The sequence below is a fragment of the Ammonicoccus luteus genome (assembly GCF_050880385.1).
Lineage (GTDB): Bacteria > Actinomycetota > Actinomycetes > Propionibacteriales > Propionibacteriaceae > Enemella.
Genome location: NZ_JBNZCI010000007.1, coordinates 119,239 through 134,570 on the forward strand (window position 1 = coordinate 119,239; position 15,332 = coordinate 134,570).

The 15,332-nt window shown below is 67.6% G+C and carries 13 protein-coding genes; 5 read left to right on the forward strand and 8 right to left on the reverse strand.

Translation table 11 applies throughout. The features are described 5' to 3' along the window. Window positions 1-22: 22 nt before the first annotated feature. Window positions 23-1,474, reverse strand: a complete 1,452-nt coding sequence (locus ACQ260_RS14895) for a form I ribulose bisphosphate carboxylase large subunit (RefSeq protein ID WP_432560245.1) — start codon at window positions 1,472-1,474, stop codon at window positions 23-25. A 150-nt stretch (window positions 1,475-1,624) separates the two neighbouring features. On the opposite strand from ACQ260_RS14895, the gene ACQ260_RS14900 reads away from it, so the two are divergent. Then, window positions 1,625-2,680, forward strand: a complete 1,056-nt coding sequence (locus tag ACQ260_RS14900) for a LysR family transcriptional regulator (RefSeq protein ID WP_432560246.1) — start codon at window positions 1,625-1,627, stop codon at window positions 2,678-2,680. A gap of 568 nt (window positions 2,681-3,248) precedes the next feature. Here the strand turns inward: ACQ260_RS14900 and ACQ260_RS14905 are convergent. The 4 genes from ACQ260_RS14905 to ACQ260_RS14920 all read right to left on the reverse strand — a co-directional run bounded on the left by ACQ260_RS14905 (window position 3,249) and on the right by ACQ260_RS14920 (window position 6,953). Further along, window positions 3,249-3,782 carry a hypothetical protein gene (locus ACQ260_RS14905; protein WP_432560247.1) on the reverse strand — a complete coding sequence of 178 codons (534 nt, stop codon included), beginning with the start codon at window positions 3,780-3,782 and terminating at the stop codon, window positions 3,249-3,251. Then, entirely contained in the window at window positions 3,709-4,197 is a 489-nt protein-coding gene (locus ACQ260_RS14910) for a hypothetical protein (RefSeq protein ID WP_432560248.1), read from the reverse strand. Before ACQ260_RS14910 ends, ACQ260_RS14905 begins: the two co-directional genes overlap by 74 nt. 871 nt (window positions 4,198-5,068) lie before the next feature. Further along, on the reverse strand, window positions 5,069-6,292 hold the full coding sequence (locus ACQ260_RS14915) for a sensor histidine kinase (protein WP_432560249.1): 1,224 nt from the start codon (window positions 6,290-6,292) through the stop codon (window positions 5,069-5,071). 7 nt (window positions 6,293-6,299) lie between these two features. Beyond that, the gene (locus ACQ260_RS14920; RefSeq protein WP_432560250.1) at window positions 6,300-6,953 is read right to left on the reverse strand and encodes a response regulator; all 654 of its coding nucleotides are present in this window, start codon (window positions 6,951-6,953) and stop codon (window positions 6,300-6,302) included. Between the two features lie 135 nt (window positions 6,954-7,088). On the opposite strand from ACQ260_RS14920, the gene ACQ260_RS14925 reads away from it, so the two are divergent. The 3 genes from ACQ260_RS14925 to ACQ260_RS14935 all read left to right on the forward strand — a co-directional run bounded on the left by ACQ260_RS14925 (window position 7,089) and on the right by ACQ260_RS14935 (window position 10,523). Continuing rightward, complete coding sequence (locus ACQ260_RS14925) at window positions 7,089-8,171, forward strand: class 1 fructose-bisphosphatase (protein WP_432560251.1); 1,083 nt, start codon at window positions 7,089-7,091, stop codon at window positions 8,169-8,171. A gap of 103 nt (window positions 8,172-8,274) precedes the next feature. Beyond that, window positions 8,275-9,159, forward strand: a complete 885-nt coding sequence (locus ACQ260_RS14930; protein WP_432560252.1) for a phosphoribulokinase — start codon at window positions 8,275-8,277, stop codon at window positions 9,157-9,159. A gap of 44 nt (window positions 9,160-9,203) precedes the next feature. Beyond that, entirely contained in the window at window positions 9,204-10,523 is a 1,320-nt protein-coding gene (locus tag ACQ260_RS14935; protein WP_432560253.1) for an MATE family efflux transporter, read from the forward strand. Window positions 10,524-10,568: 45 nt separating this feature from the next. Here the strand turns inward: ACQ260_RS14935 and ACQ260_RS14940 are convergent, their stop codons facing one another. Next, window positions 10,569-11,903 carry an FAD-dependent oxidoreductase gene (locus ACQ260_RS14940; RefSeq protein WP_432560254.1) on the reverse strand — a complete coding sequence of 445 codons (1,335 nt, stop codon included), beginning with the start codon at window positions 11,901-11,903 and terminating at the stop codon, window positions 10,569-10,571. A 426-nt stretch (window positions 11,904-12,329) separates the two neighbouring features. Between ACQ260_RS14940 and argE the strand changes: the two genes are divergently transcribed. Continuing rightward, window positions 12,330-13,508, forward strand: coding sequence for an acetylornithine deacetylase (gene argE / locus ACQ260_RS14945; protein ID WP_432560255.1), 1,179 nt, complete (start codon window positions 12,330-12,332; stop codon window positions 13,506-13,508). A gap of 7 nt (window positions 13,509-13,515) precedes the next feature. Here the strand turns inward: argE and ACQ260_RS14950 are convergent, their stop codons facing one another. Both ACQ260_RS14950 and ACQ260_RS14955 read right to left on the reverse strand, forming a co-directional pair. Beyond that, window positions 13,516-14,352 carry an alpha/beta fold hydrolase gene (locus ACQ260_RS14950; RefSeq protein WP_432560256.1) on the reverse strand — a complete coding sequence of 279 codons (837 nt, stop codon included), beginning with the start codon at window positions 14,350-14,352 and terminating at the stop codon, window positions 13,516-13,518. Window positions 14,353-14,433: 81 nt separating this feature from the next. After that, window positions 14,434-15,258 (reverse strand): universal stress protein, encoded by an 825-nt coding sequence (locus ACQ260_RS14955; protein ID WP_432560257.1) that lies wholly within the window; start codon window positions 15,256-15,258, stop codon window positions 14,434-14,436. Window positions 15,259-15,332: the final 74 nt, after the last annotated feature.

Here is a 15,332-nt window from a genome sequence, read left to right on the forward strand (position 1 = left end):
TCCTTTCGGGGTCTCGGCCGGCTCAGGCGGTCGGGGTCGGGGTGGGCAGGACGTCGGGGGCGTCGGTCGAGGTGTAGTCGAACGTGATGTCGCCCCAGGTGGACAGCGCCACGTCGAGCGGGCGGTTCGACTTGGCGGCGGTGCGCAGGATTTCGGGGCCCTCGGCGAGGATGTCCCGGCCCTCATTGCGCGCCTTCACCATGACCTCGGCGGCGACGCGGTTGGCCTCGGCACCGGCGGCGATGCCGAGCGGGTGGCCGATCGTGCCGCCACCGAACTGCAGGATCACGTCGTCACCGAACAGGTCGAGGAGCTGGTGCATCTGGCCGGCGTGGATGCCGCCCGACGCGACCGGCATGACGCCGGGCATGGACGCCCAGTTCTGGTCGAAGAAGATCCCGTGCTCGGGGTTGGCCGGGACACGGTCGAGGCGGAGGGTGTCATAGAAGCCGCGGGTGGTGGCCGGGTCGCCCTCCAGCTTGCCGACGACCGTGCCGGCGTGGACATGGTCGACACCCATGAGACGCACCCACTTCGCGATCACGCGGAAGCTCACGCCGTGCGTCTTCTGGCGGGTATAGGTCGAGTGGCCCGCACGGTGCAGATGCATGAGGACGCCGTTGTTGCGGGCCCACTTGCAGATCGACTGGATCGCGGTGTAGCCGATCGTCAGGTCGATCATCACGATGCAGCTGCCGAGGTCCTTGGCGAACTCCGCGCGTTCGTACATGTCCTCCATCGTCGCCGCGGTGATGTTCAGGTAGTGGCCCTTGAGCTCACCGGTCTCCGCCGTGGCCTTGTTGACGGCCTCCATCGAGAACAGGAAGCGATCACGCCAGCGCATGAACGGCTGGGAGTTGATGTTCTCGTCGTCCTTGGTGAAGTCGAGGCCGCCCTTGCAGGCCTCGTAGATCACGCGGCCGTAGTTGCGCGCCGAGAGGCCGAGCTTCGGCTTGACGGTCGCACCGAGCAGCGGGCGACCGTATTTGTTCAGATGCTCGCGCTCCATCACGATGCCGTGCGCCGGACCCTGGAAGGTCTTCACATAGATCTCGGGGATCCGCATGTCCTCCAGGCGCAGCGCCTTCAGCGGCTTGAACCCGAACACGTTGCCGATGATCGAGGAGGTCAGGTTGGCGATCGAGCCCTCTTCGAAGAGGTCGATGTCATAGGCGATGTACGCGAAGTATTCCCCCGGTCGCCCCGGGACTTCCTCGCAGCGATAGGCCTTGGCCTGATAGTGATCGTTGGCGGTCAGCCGGTCGGTCCAGACGACGGTCCACGTGGCGGTGGACGACTCACCGGCCACCGCGGCCGCTGCCTCGATGGGATCGACACCGTCCTGCGGGGTGACCCTGAACACCGCGAGCACGTCGGTGTCCTTCGGCACATAGTCGGGATTCCAATAGCCCATCCCGGCGTAGCTCTGCACACCCGGATCCCAGCGGCCCGGCCCGTTCTCGTTGTTCGCCATCGTCCTCGCGCCCTTCTGTGTTTGGGAGACGTGATCAGAGTGCAGGCCAACGGATCAAACGACAATGGAAGATATAGTTCAGAACATTCACTGATCGCTTAAGTGATCTGGTGGATTGGGTGAAGGCGGAGAGCGTCTCGAGGGGGAACGATGGTGGAGAACGGGCGTGCTGAAGAGCATCACCATCGCGTACCCAAGCCTGCCGACCTCCCCTCCGCCCTCACATGGTCGCGCCTCCACGCTTTCTGCCTCGTGCTCGAGGAGGGCAGCATCACGGCCGCCGCCGATCTGCTGATGGTGAGTCCGCCTGCGGTCTCGGCGTCGATCAGCGTGCTCGAGCAGGAACTCGGGACAAAGCTCTTCACCCGGGCCGGGCGCGGGATCGTGCCGACGGAGGCGGGACGGGTTTTCGGAGGGTACGCGCGGGCCCTGCTCGGGCTCGTCGACGAGGCGCAGGCTGCGGTGCGGGATGCCGACCGGGGCCGGTTGCGGGTCGGCATCGTGACGACCGCGGCCGAGACGCTGTTGCCACGCTTGATCGCCTCATTCACACGGGCACACCCACGGGTGGAGTTGGTGTTGTCCGTGGCACCGAGAGATGAGCTGTTCGCAGCGTTGGGGCATCACGAGCTCGACGTCGTCCTCGCCGGACGACCGCCGCAGGGATCGGGATTCGTGAGCCGCGCAACGCGGGCGAACTCCCTGGTCGTCGTCGGCGCCGGGCGCGACGTCACGGGAGCGCATCCGGATGGCGACGGCGCGGCTGATGCCCCGATCGCTGCCGGCCAGTCATCCACCAACGGCACCACCTGGCTGCTCCGTGAGCGGGGTTCAGGAACCAGGCAGACCGCCGAGGCGCTGCTGGCGGGGTTCGATCCGGCACCGCCGACGCTCACTCTGGGCACCCAGGGGGCCTGCGTCGCGGGAGCCCGGGAGGGGCTGGGCGTAACCCTGGTCCATTCGGACGCGGTCGCCCGAGATCTGGCGGCGGGTGACCTGATCGTCCTCGATGTGCCGGGCAGCCCCCTCGATCGCCCATGGCACCTGTGCACCGGCGCGACGGCGTCGCGGGCGGCGGAGTTGTTCATCCGACACGTCACCGACCCGGCGTTGGTGGGCGACGCGGTGTTGACTCGGACCCTGCACCATGGGTCGCGGCCCGGCGTCGGTGGACAACGCGGGGGCCACTCCGACCCTGCACCCTGAGGCACCACCCGGCGCTGGTGGACAACGCGGGAGCCACTCCGACCCTGCACCCTGATGCGCGGCCCGGCGTTGGTGGGCGACGCGGGAGCCACTCGGACCTGCACCCTGAGGCACCACCCGGCGCTGGTGGACAACGCGGGAGCCACTCGGACCCTGCACCCTGATGCGCGGCGCGCCCCGCGCGCGTGCAGGCGCGACCCAGCACAACTCGACGACGCGGGGTACACCGACCCTGCAACCTGAGTCGTGACCTTGCATCACGACCCTGACCTAGTGACACGCATGCGTGTCGGAAAGTGCATCTGGTGATGCAGAGTGATGAAACATGTTGCGAGGTCGGGCCAAGGCAGCACGCAATCGGCCCGGTGGGGCAATCTTGACCTGATCGCCACCCCATTTGCCGCTGCTGTTCGACGGTAGCGGCTCGGGCCAACGAGACAGGACGGCAACGGCTCAACGCCAACGACGCTGGACAGCCCGGCGCAGTACCTGCGAGGCAGACGGTCACGGCTCAACGCCAACGACGCTGGACAGCCGGCGCAGTACCTGCGAGGCAGACGGTCGCGGCTCAACGCCAACGACGTCGCGACGTCGCCGCAGCATTGCGAAAGCCGTTCTCGATCACTCGACGCAATAGCTCCGGCTGCTTCACCGTGGCGTTGACCCAGCGGACGGTCCACCGGCCGTGCTCACGCAGACGCTCCTCCCGCTGCTTCTCGAAGAGCACCACCTCTTCGACGGAGAGCTCGGCGCGGCGCAGCCGGCCGTATTTGGCCTCGCCGTCGAACTCCCCACACATTCCGTAGTCCTCCCAGTCGAAATCCACGCGCGCCTCAACCTCGCCCTTGTGGTTGAAGAACTCTCGCTGCAGATCCGGCATGGGCAAACCGAGCTGTGCGATCACGACGCGGGAGCGAGATTCCCCTGCACTTTCGGCGCGGGCATCACCGAAGTTCACGGCCTGCCGGGCGAGCACGTTCCCCGGGCGCCGACGGCCGAGGTCGAGTTCCTCGATCAGCGCATCACGGTCAATGCCCTGTCGGAGTGCGGCGTCGACGACTGCGACGGCGTCGGCGTACGGCAGCAGGCGTGCACAATCCACCACCGTGCGGGGAACCGACGTCGCCGCCCACCACCGTGCGGGGAACCGACGTCGCCGCCCACCCCCGCACCTCGACGGTCGCGCCGTCGGGGAGCTTCGCCGTGTGCCGGTGCGTGTGCGTGCCCGCCCGTCCACAACCCGTTCCCGTTCTGGTGACATGGACCTTCTTGAGCTGGTCGAGAGGCACCGGGAGACCGTGCAACACGGCCGCCGAGGTATGGCTGAGCACCGAATGCGGTGACACCTCGGAGAGGGTTGCTGCAATCAACTCCACGTGCAGATCCTCAGGTGTGGCCAGCCGGTTGGGGTCGGCGAACGCGCCTCGCCGGAGCTTGATCAGCTCGCCGGCTTTGACCTGTCGCCGCACCTCGGAGGGCGTGACGCCATTCGCCAAGAAGTCCTGAAACCGCTGCATGCGAACAGTCGACCGGAGTACGCCCGCCGCGGGTGGGGCTCATCCGGGGTTATGCACAGGCAAGTACCGGCGCAATGTTGTCCGCATCCGCCAAGTGTGGTCCAGCGTGTTGTCCGGGCCCGTCCAAGTCCCGGACAACTCCGATCGGCTCCCATGCCCCCCATGACCTGTGGCCGCGCATGGAACTGGTCGAGCCCATGGGTACCAGCCTCCTCCGTCTCGGTGACAGGGCCCTCCACTGGCTGCCATCACGCCCACCTCGGTGACATGGCCCTCCACCTGGCTGACACAATTCTCCGCCCGCTGACCTCACTCTCCACTCGCTGACGTCACCCTCCACCTCGCAACACGGGATCTCACCCTGCATCACCAAGTCCACTCTCCGACACGCATGCGTGTCACTAAGTCGCAGTCAGGATGCAGAGTGACGCGCCATGCAGCGAGGTCGGCGGCAACCACAGGGGCAAAGCGCCATGCAGCGAGGTCGGCGGCAGCCACAGGGGCAAAGCGCCATGCAGCGACGTCGACGGCAACCACAGGGGCAAAGCGCCATGCAGCGACCTCGACGGCAACCACAGGGCAAAGCCCCATGCAGCGACCTCGACGGCAACCACAGGGGCAAAGCGCCATGCAGCGAGGTCAGCGGCAACCACAGGGCAAAGCCCCATGCAGCGACCTCGACGGCAACCACGGGGGCGAAGCCATGCAGCGACGTCGACTGCCGAACAACTCGCGTACGCGTGGTCAGCCTCCACTCCCGCGCGGCCGCGCCCAACCGGGCGCTGCCGAACCCGCGTGGCGTGATCAGCCTCTTGATCGGGCTGCCGGTCCAGCTCCTGGCCGGGCTCCCGGTCGAGACCGACCGCGGGCCCTACTGCTGTGGCATGGGGAGCTCGACGGTGACCGAGGTCCCCCGCCCGGGGTTGGAATCGATCTGCAGCGACGCGCCGATCAGGGCACACCGCTCGGCGATCGAGGACAGCCCGAAATGGTCGACCTGGCCCGGGTTGAACCGCCGGTCCTCCCCGCTGTCGGCATCGTCGACCTCGGCGGAGGCGATACCGCGCGAAGTCTCCGCCCCGGCGGCACGGGGATCGAAACCGACGCCGTCGTCGCGGGTGGCCAGCACCACCGCGCCTTCGCTCCGGAGCAGCGAGACCTCGACCCGCGATGCTTGAGCATGCCGCACGGCGTTCGAGATCGTCTCCTGCGCGATTCTGAAGAGCGCCGCCGCAGCATGGTTCGACACATCGGCGAAGGCCTCCTCGTCGTCGGCGACGAGCTCGATCTCCAGTCCCGGCGCCGTCTCCACCAACGTCTCCACCGCGGCCACCAGGCCATGGTCGTCGAGCACCAAGGAGTGGAGACCGGTGATGGCGGCGCGGGTTTGGGCGTACGCAAGGTCGAGCAGCGACCGCGCCGCCGCGATCTGTGCGGCCACCTGGCCCACCTCGCCACCCGCGGCGACCTGCCCCAGGGACAGTTCGGCCGCGTTCAGGTGGAACGACATCGACGCGAGTGCCGTGGTCACGCCGTCATGCAGATCGAAAGCGATCCGCCGACGCTCCGCCTCCTGGGCGGAGATCGCTGCGGCGATCAACCGGTCCCGTTCACCGTGATGCGCATCGACCGCATCCCGGAGGTTCTCCGCCGCGAGTCGCAGGCCCATGAGGTCCGCGATCGGCTGCCACCGCCCGAGGTCCTCGCCCGAGAACGGTTCCGCGCGGTGCACCGCGACGACCGCCATCGTCTGCCCGTCCAGCGACCGCGCCGGCAGGCACAACCGCGCGACCGATCCAGTCTCGCCAAGACCCAGCAGCAACCGCAGATCCGGCGACCGCGGAGAGTCCGCGGCCATGTGGATCGCGTGCCCGATGATCGCGACCTGACCGACGAGCCCCTGGCCCGCCGGCACGATCAGCCGCTTCTCCGCGACAGCCCGACCCGGGAAGGCACCTCCGACCCGCAACTCGGTGCCGTCGAACAGGAAGAGGATCGCGCCCGCGGCGGACAACGCGCGCGCCCACTCGCGCGCAACCACCGACCAGACCGGCGTACCCGAGCCCGTCAACAACCCCACCAACGCCTGGTTCATCGAACCCTCATCGACACAGACCTTCGCGCAGCGCAACGGCCACCGCCGATCCCCGATCGGACACCTCGAGTTTCCGATAGAGCCCACGGATGTGGGTCTTCACGGTGTCGTCGCTGATCACGAGTTGGCGGGCGATGGCCTTGTTCGACAATCCGTCGACGAGGAGGGTCAGCACCTCGGACTCCCGTTGCGTCAGCCCGCGATCCGCCCCGGGCCAGACCTCGCCCGCGTTGATCCGCGCCGCCGACATGGCCACCCGTCCCGCCAGCGCCGGGTCGATCACGACATCGCCCTCCATCACCCGGTGCAGGTGGCGGACGAGCTCGTGGGCGTCGATGCGCTTGAGGATGTATCCCGCCGCACCCGCCCGCAGCGCCTGGAACACGTGGTGCTCGTCCTCATAGGCCGTGAGCAGCACGACCTTCAGCTCAGGCCGTTCCCGGTGCCAGTCGGCGACGAGATCAATGCCACTGCCGCGCCCGATCCGCACGTCACACAGCACCAGGTCGGGCTCGTGATCGGCCACGACCGTCTTCGCGTCGGTGGTCGACGTGGCCGTCGCGACCACGCTCACGTCCTGGGGGAAGTGGGTCAGCATCGCCTGCAGGCCATACAGCACCATTTCGTGGTCGTCGACCAGGACGGCCCGAATCGGCGTCATGAGCTCACCCTAATCACCCCTGGTCAGGGTGAGTGGGCATGTCCGGGAATTCACCCGGCTGGGGGATGTGGGAGTACGCGAGCCTCGGTTTTCCTTGAAACCCCCGCCACGTCCATCCCCCACGGAGGCAGGCCGATGTTGCCCGAGAAGTCCACGCTGTCGCAGTTCCTCATCGAGACGCGCCGTCACCACCCTGAGGCTGTCGGCGATCTCAACAGCCTCATCCTCGAGGTGGCCCTCGCGGTCAAGCGGATCGCCGTCCGGGTGGCGCAGAACCAATTCATCGGTGGCGCGAGCTATGGCGCGACCAACATCCAGGGCGAGCCCCAGCACCGCCTCGATGCGGACGCCAACGACATCCTGTTGCGCTCGACCGAGTGGGGCGGCCAGACGGCCGGCATCGTGTCGGAGGAACTCGCGGAGCCCTATCGGATTCCGGAGAGCTACCAACGGGGGAAATATCTGCTCTGCTTCGACCCCCTCGACGGGTCCGGCAACATCGACGTCAACCTGACCGTCGGCACCGTGTTCTCAGTGCTTCGCGCGCCCCGGCCCGGCGAGCATGCGACCGCCGAGGACTTCCTCCAGCCCGGTTCGCGTCAGATCGCGGCCGGCTATGCGGTCTATGGGCCGGCGACCATTTTCGTCCTCTCGGTGGGCACCGGAGTGCACGGGTTCACCCTCGATCCCACCCTCGGGGAGTTCATCCTCACCCATCCCGACATTCGCATCCCGGCGTCGCCGAACGAGTTCGCGATCAACGCGTCGAACAGCCGGCACTGGGAACCGGGCGTGCGGCGCTATGTCGAGGAATGTCTCGCCGGCACGACCGGCCCGCGCAAGGCCAACTTCAACATGCGCTGGATCGCCGCCTGCGTCGGCGAGGCGCATCGGATCCTGATGCGTGGTGGGGTGTACCTCTATCCCCAGGACCGCAAGAACGCCGCCCAGGGCGGGCGCCTGCGGCTCCTCTATGAGGCCAACCCGCTGGCGTGGCTGATCGAGCAGGCGGGCGGGCGCGCGTCCACCGGACGGTGCCGCATCCTCGACGTCGAGCCGACAGACATCCACCAGCGGGTGGGGTTGATCTTCGGTGATGCGGCCGAGGTGGAGCGGATCGAGGAATATCACCGCGACGACCCCTGCTCCGGCAACGACGAGTGTTCCGGCCGTGACATCCCCCTGTATGGGTCCCGCGGTCTCTTCCGCTCGGCCTGACCCGATTCGCATCCCGATGACTGAGGAGCACACGGCTCCTTCACACCCCGACGGCTGAGGAGCGCGCAGCGCGTCTCGAAGCCCTTGCCCCAGGAGTACGCCCATGTCCCAGCGCCATCCGATCATCGTCGCCACCGGTTCGTCCGGAGCCGGCACGACCACGGTCAGCCGCACGTTCCAGCAGATCTTCCACCGCGAGGGGCTGAAGGCGCACCAGGTCGAGGGCGACTCGTTCCACCGGTGGGACAGGGCCGAGATGAAGGCCGAGATGGCCCGCGCGCACGACGAGCACACGATGCTCAGCCACTTCGGACCGGAGGCGAACCTCTTTCCGGAACTCGACGCTCTGTTCGACAGCTATGGGCAGACGGGCACCGGGCGGACCCGCAAATATCTCCACGACGAGATCGAGGCCGAGCCCTACAACCAGCCGCCCGGCACCTTCACGCCCTGGGAGGACATCCCCGACGGCACCGATCTGCTCTTCTATGAGGGCCTGCACGGCGCGGTCGTCACCGACGGTGTCGATCTCGCCCGGCACGCCGACCTGATCATCGGGGTGGTGCCGGTCATCAACCTGGAGTGGATCCAGAAGCTGCATCGGGACCGGTCGGCGCGGGGCTACACGACCGAAGCCGTCACCGAGACGATCCTGCGGCGGATGAACGACTACGTGCACTACATGTGTCCGCAGTTTTCCAAGACCCATGTGAACTTCCAGCGCGTGCCGGTGGTGGACACGTCGAACCCGTTCATTGCCCGGACCGTCCCGACTGCGGACGAGTCGATGCTTGTCATCCGGTTCAACAACCCGCACGGCATCGACTTCCCCTATCTGTTGTCGATGCTCCACGACTCCTTCATGTCCCGCCCGAACACGATCGTGTGCCCGGGCGGAAAGATGGAGTTGGCGATGCAACTCATCCTCACGCCCATGGTGTGGCGGCTGCGGGAGCGTCAGCTGGAGGCGATCGCCAAGGAGGATTGAGGCGCGTCGCCTTCCCGCGCGCTCGCCGCTCTAGGGTGAGCCCCGTGAGCCAGCCACCGACTCCCGCCAGCCACCGCCGCGAGGTGTTGGCGCTGGCGATCCCGGCGTTCGCGACGCTGGTGTCAGAGCCGCTGCTGCTGATGGCGGACTCGGCGATCATCGGGCACCTGGGCACCACCCAATTGGCGGGCCTGGGCATCGCCGGGAACATCATCGGGGTCCTCGCCGGACTGTGCATCTTCCTCGCCTATGGCACCACCGCGACCGTGGCCCGGCGGCTCGGTGCAGGGGATCGACCCGGGGCGCTGACCGGTGGCATCGACGGCATCATCCTCGGCGCGTTGATCGGGCTCGGGATCACCGTGCTGTTGCAGGTGCTGCACGGGCCGGTGATCGGACTCTATGGGCCGACGCCGGAGGTGGCAGCACAGGCGGCGATGTATCTGCGGATCGCGTCACTGGGTTTCCCGTTCCTGTTGGTGATGCTCGCATCGACTGGCGTACTCCGCGGACTGCAGGACACCAAGACCCCCCTCAAGGTGGCGATCGCGCTCAATCTCGCGAATATCGCGCTCAACTTTCTGCTGGTCTATGGCGTCGGGTTGGGCATCGCCGGCGCCGCGCTCGGCACGGTGGTCGCCCAGGCGGGTGCGGCCGGGATCCTGGTGACCGTGGTGGCGCGCGGCGCGCGGCGGGAAGGCGCGGCCGTACGCTTCTCGCCCGGCGGCATCCTCGCCGCTGCCCGGTCCGGCGTCTGGTTGATCCTCCGGACTGCAGCGCTGCAGGCCTCGATCACCGCCACGACCGTAGTGGCGACGCACTTGGGCCCCACGGGGCTGGCGGCACATCAGGTGGTGAACTCGCTATGGCTCTTCCTGGCCTTCGCCCTGGATGCGATCGCCATCGCCGCTCAGGCGATCGTCGGCCGCTATCTGGGCGCCGGGGACGCGCGGACCGTGCGGGAACTCGTCGGGATGATGGTTCGCTGGGGAGTGTGGTTCGGGGCGATCCTGTGCGCGATCTTCCTGGTCGCACGCGTGTGGATCCCGTGGGTGTTCACCCCGGATCCGGCGGTCCGCGACCTCGTCGCGACGGTGCTGATCGTGGTCGCTGTGCTCCTGCCGCTGAACGGGCTGGTGTTCGTGCTCGACGGGGTGCTCATCGGCGCCGGGGACGCCCGCTATCTCGCGGTGGCCGGCACGATCGTGACGCTGGCGTACTTGCCCTTTGCCATCTGGGTCGACCTCACCGGAAAGTCGCTCGTGTGGCTGTGGGCGGTCTATGGCATCTCGATGTTGGGACGCGGGATCGCGCTGTGGCTGCGGGCGAGGGGAACAAGCTGGATGCGGCTGGGCACGGTCTGATCCGGCGTTCTGACCCGGCGTTCTGATCGGCGTGGAGGTTGCGACCTATTCCGCGCCGAAGGCCGCCCGGAGCATCTCCTCGCGCTCGGCCAGCTTGATGGTTGCCGCACCGTGTTCGGCACCCAGCGCATCCTCGGCTTCCTGGATGCGGCGCCACTGGGTCCAGTCCACGGGTTGCATCTCGGCGCGGGCGAGGGCATCGGAGATGTCGGGGCGGGTGCTGGGGCCACCGGGCGCGGCGTGCTTGGCCGGGTCCGCCAGGGTCGCCAACAGCGTCGCCACGGTCTCCGCGGCATCCCCCTTGTTGGTCCCGATCACACCGGTCGGACCCCGCTTGATCCACCCGGTCACATATTCGCGCCCGTCGGTGCCGGACACCGCGCCGGCGTCGTTGGGGATGAGACACGCGTTGGGATCGAAGGGCAGACCGGGAATGGGCTCGCCCCGATAGCCGATGGCCCGGATCACCCCTTGGGCCTCGATGTGTCCCTCGGTGGGTTCACGACCCGGTGGACTGGTCCGGGTGTCGACCCCTGTCACCTGATCGGTGCCCTGGATGTGGGTCGCGACCGTCCAGAAGTGGAAGTGCATGGTCTTGCGCGCGCCGGTGGCTCCGGCCGTCACGTTGTCCCAGCGGGCCTTCGCCTCCCGGAACAGACGGAGGTTGGTCGCCACTTCGCGGGGGTGGTCGGGGTCGGCGGCCAGGTCGTCGTCGGTCGCATGGATGACGATCCTGGTGTCGGGCAGTTCCAGCAGTTCCGCCAACTCGACCCGGGTGAACTTGACGTTCTCCGGCCCCCGTCGGCACAGCAGATGGACCTCGCCCACCTCGCCGTCGCCGAATTCCTCCACCACGTCGCGGGGCATGTCGGTCCCCTCGAGCAGCTTGATGGGTTGGAGGGAGATGCGGGAGACATCGAGGGCAACATTCCCCGCGCCGACCACCACGAGGGTCGCCGTGCCATCCAGCTCCGCAGGTTTGAGGACGTCGGGATGCCCCGTGTACCACGCCACGAAGTGCGCCGCCCCCAGACTCCCGGCAAGCTCCTCGCCGGGAATACCCAGATCGCGGTCATAGCGAGCGCCGGTTGCGTACACGATCGCGTCGTAGTGCGCCAGCAGATCCGCGCGGGTCACGTCCTGGCCGACGTGAACGTTGCCGAAGAAACGAACGCGCGGGTCGTCGAACGCCCGCGCCAGCGCCCGGGAAATGGTCTTGGTCTTGGGGTGATCCGGCGCGACGCCGTAACGCAGCAGACCGTACGGGGCCGGCAGCGACTCCAGCACGTCCACCCGAGCGACGCTCTCCGAGCTCAACAGCGCCTGGACTGCATAGATGCCACTCGGACCGGCACCCACGACAGCGATGTGGTGACCCACGGCTCGACCCCCTTGTCGACTGGCCCCTATTCAAGCCGGAAGCCCGCAAAGTGTCACGCACAAACAAAAAGGCCGACCCGCAAAGGGTCGGCCGTGAGGATTGGCTGTGCGGTCGCGCGTCAGCGATCCTCGGTCAGGTTCATGATGATCGGGGTGAAGAAGACCCACCCGAAACCGACGATCAAGGGGACGATGATCCACGCAAGAGTGCTGTCCATTTGGTGCTGGCTCCCATTCACATTCGGCGCCTCACCGCGATCCGGACGTTCCGGGCCCTGGGCCGCCGACTCGTGTTCGATTCTAGGGGGCAGGATTCGCAGGGTCACATTTCGTGCTGCGCAGCGAAACGATCGTTGTGCTGCGCCATCGAAGGTCGGGGCGCAGGGACGCCCGGACCGTCCCGAGCGATGAGGTAGAACAGAACCCATGACCTCGCACACGACTGAACCGCGCTCCCTCGACTGGGTGGTCCGCCTCTGCTCGATCGATTCGACGAGCCGGCTGTCGAACCTGCCGGTGATCCACCTGATCGCGGACGAAGCCCGTCGGCTGGGTCTGGACCCGAAGATCTGTCCGCGTCCGGACAATCCCGAAAAGGCGAACCTGTTGATCACCGTGCCGGCAGCCGATGGCTCCACCTCCGGTGGGGTGGTGTTGTCGGGGCACACCGACGTCGTGCCGGTCGACGGGCAGAAGTGGGACTCGGACCCGTTCGCCCCCGAGGTGCGTGACGGCCGCCTCTATGGGCGCGGCACCTGCGACATGAAGGGTTTCATCGGCGTGGCCGTCGCGCTGCTGCCGGACATGCTCGCCGCCGAGCTGTCCGAGCCGATCCATCTCGCGCTGTCCTATGACGAGGAGATCGGATGCATCGGCGGCGACCAGATCGTCAAGGACATCGCCAACCTCGGGCTCAATCCGCGCGCCGCGATCATCGGCGAACCGTCGAGCATGCGGGTGATCACCGGCCACAAGTCGGTCAACCTCGCCCGCGTCACCTTTCACGGCAAGGCGGCGCACTCGTCGCTCACCTCAGCCGGAGTGAACGCGGTCGAATACGCGGCGAAGTTCATCAGCTATGTCCGCATCCGGGCCGAGGAGTGGAAAGCCGAAGGACCGTTCGACGAGTCCTATGAGCTGCCCTATTCGACGACCGGCAGCAACATGGTGTCGGGCGGCATCGCATCCAACACCGTTCCCGAACTGTGCGTCGTGCACTCGGAGTTCCGCACGATCGGAGCGGTGAACGCGCACGTGACGATGGCGGAATACGAGGCGTACGCACGGGACCTGGAAGCCCAGATGCAAGCCGAGGACGAGTCGGCCTCGGTCGACTTCGAGGTGCTCGCGGCCGTGCCCGGTCTGGACACGCCGAGGGACGCCGAGGCGATCTCCCTCGGCCGCGAGCTCGGTGGTCTCCCGTCCGACGACAAGGTCACCTATGGCACCGAGGCCGGTCAGTTCGCCGGTGCCGGCATGGAGGCGATCGTGTGCGGGCCGGGCGACATCGCCCAGGCCCACGCGGCCAACGAGTGGATCGATCTCGACCAGCTGGTCGCCTGTGAGCAGTTCATCAGCAAGTTGATTCTGCGGCTCACTTCGTGAGCGACCCTCAGGCGTTCGCGAGAAATTCGAGCACGAGGCGGTTGAACTCGTCCGCGTGCTCGATCTGCAGCCAGTGGCCGCACCGGTTGATGAGCACCAGCCGGGCGTCCGGGATGAGCTGAACCAGCCGGAGGCTGTTCTCGAAGTGCACCACTCGGTCGTCACGGCCGTGGAACAACAGGGTCGGCGCCGTGATGCCGGGCACCTTGGCGTGGTCGAGCTCGACGATCGCGCGCTTGCCGACCCCGGCCAGGAAGTTCTCGTTGTGCTGCGGATGCGCGGCCACCATGTCGGCGCGGGCCTGGATCAGCTCGTCGGTGGCGAACGCCGAGTCGAAGGTCATGACGTCGACGAGCTGCTTCATCGTGTCGAACGTGGGTTCGCGATAGCCCTTCTGGAGGATCTTCAGACCCTCGGTGAGCCCACCGGCTCCGAACAGGGCGGGCCCGCCGTGAGACGAACCCATCGTGATCAGCTTGTGCACGCGGTCCGGGTGCTCATAGCCGAACCGGATCGTGGTGCCGCCGCCCATCGAGTTGCCGATCAGCGACGCCTTGTCGAGTTCGAGCGCGTCCATCAGGTCGGCGACCGCGCCCGGATGGTCGCGCTCGGACCAACTCACCGGATCCGATTCGCCCCAGCCGGGCATGTCGGCGGCGATCACGCGATAGTGCTCGGCGAGCACCGGGATGTTGTTGGAGAAGTTGCTCCAGCCGGTCGCGCCCGGACCCGACCCGTGCAGGAGGATCACGGGAGGTGCGTCGGCGGGACCGGCCTCGTTGATGTGGATGGTCCAACGCCGGGTCGCCACCATTCGGCTGGTGGAGTCATAAGTGAGTTCCATAAATCGGTCCTTTCGTGTCAGGTCGTGCGGGCAGTCAGTACGCCGAAGCCGGCGATGAACTCCGGGATGGCACTGCACTGCTCAGCGGTCGGGTCGGACCACCGCGACTGGGCACGGGGCGTGATGCAGGACGGTTCGGCTGACCGACCCCAGCAGCATGCCGGCGAAACCACCGCGGCCGTGGCTGCCGACCACGATGAGCTGGGCGTTGTCCGCGGCCTGCACCAGCGCGTCCGCCGGCTCGTGTTCGAGCACCGTCGAGCCCACCACCAGATCGGGATGGTCCGCCCGCAGGCCGGCCATCGCCTCGTGCAGGAACCGCTCGGCATCCTGCCGAACGCTCAGGGAATGCTCGTCGCTGACCACGATCTCGCGGGCGATCGAGCGCAGTGGGTCAGGTGCAGCCGCCACCCCCAACACGGAAGCGCCGACGGCTTCCGCGAACCGGGCCGCGAATCCGATCGCTGCCGACGAGGTCTTCGAGCCATCGACGCCGACCACGACTGGGGCCGTGACGTCGCGTTCGGTGTCACCGCGCACGACGACGATCGGGCCCAGCCCATGCTGGGTGAGCCCCTCGCCGACCGAACCCACAAGCGTGGAATGGAGACGCGAGTGGCCCCGCGTGCCCACCACAACCATCTCCGCCTCCGCCGACTCATCGCGCAGCGCCTCGATCGGATGACCATTGATCACCTTGGTGTCGATCGTGAGTCCCGGCGCCACCTCCGCGACCAGCTCGCGGGCAGCGGCGAACGCATCGGTGCGGGGATCGGGTCCGGTCCGGACCACGCGCACGATCCGCAGCTCGCGGCCCAGCCGGGCCGCAGTGCGTGCGGCCCACCGCACCCCGGGCGCCGCTCCCGGGCTATCGTCCCAACCGACGACAACTGGACGTTCGGACATGGACCCTCCTTCGCGAGCTTGCCTCCATCACACCACTGCGGTCGTGACGGTGGACACCGGGAGGCTGTTTGGGC

What these genes read in the sequence shown, in the direction of transcription:
- ACQ260_RS14910 (WP_432560248.1), bottom strand. Translation starts at nt 4,197, where the DNA reads ATGCAGCGGTTTCAGGACTTCTTGGCGAATGGCGTCACGCCCTCCGAG.
- ACQ260_RS14900 (WP_432560246.1), top strand. Translation starts at nt 1,625, where the DNA reads ATGGTGGAGAACGGGCGTGCTGAAGAGCATCACCATCGCGTACCCAAG.
- ACQ260_RS14930 (WP_432560252.1), top strand. Translation starts at nt 8,275, where the DNA reads ATGTCCCAGCGCCATCCGATCATCGTCGCCACCGGTTCGTCCGGAGCC.
- ACQ260_RS14925 (WP_432560251.1), top strand. Translation starts at nt 7,089, where the DNA reads ATGTTGCCCGAGAAGTCCACGCTGTCGCAGTTCCTCATCGAGACGCGC.
- ACQ260_RS14895 (WP_432560245.1), bottom strand. Translation starts at nt 1,474, where the DNA reads ATGGCGAACAACGAGAACGGGCCGGGCCGCTGGGATCCGGGTGTGCAG.
- ACQ260_RS14950 (WP_432560256.1), bottom strand. Translation starts at nt 14,352, where the DNA reads ATGGAACTCACTTATGACTCCACCAGCCGAATGGTGGCGACCCGGCGT.
- argE (WP_432560255.1), top strand. Translation starts at nt 12,330, where the DNA reads ATGACCTCGCACACGACTGAACCGCGCTCCCTCGACTGGGTGGTCCGC.
- ACQ260_RS14915 (WP_432560249.1), bottom strand. Translation starts at nt 6,292, where the DNA reads ATGAACCAGGCGTTGGTGGGGTTGTTGACGGGCTCGGGTACGCCGGTC.
- ACQ260_RS14955 (WP_432560257.1), bottom strand. Translation starts at nt 15,258, where the DNA reads ATGTCCGAACGTCCAGTTGTCGTCGGTTGGGACGATAGCCCGGGAGCG.
- ACQ260_RS14920 (WP_432560250.1), bottom strand. Translation starts at nt 6,953, where the DNA reads ATGACGCCGATTCGGGCCGTCCTGGTCGACGACCACGAAATGGTGCTG.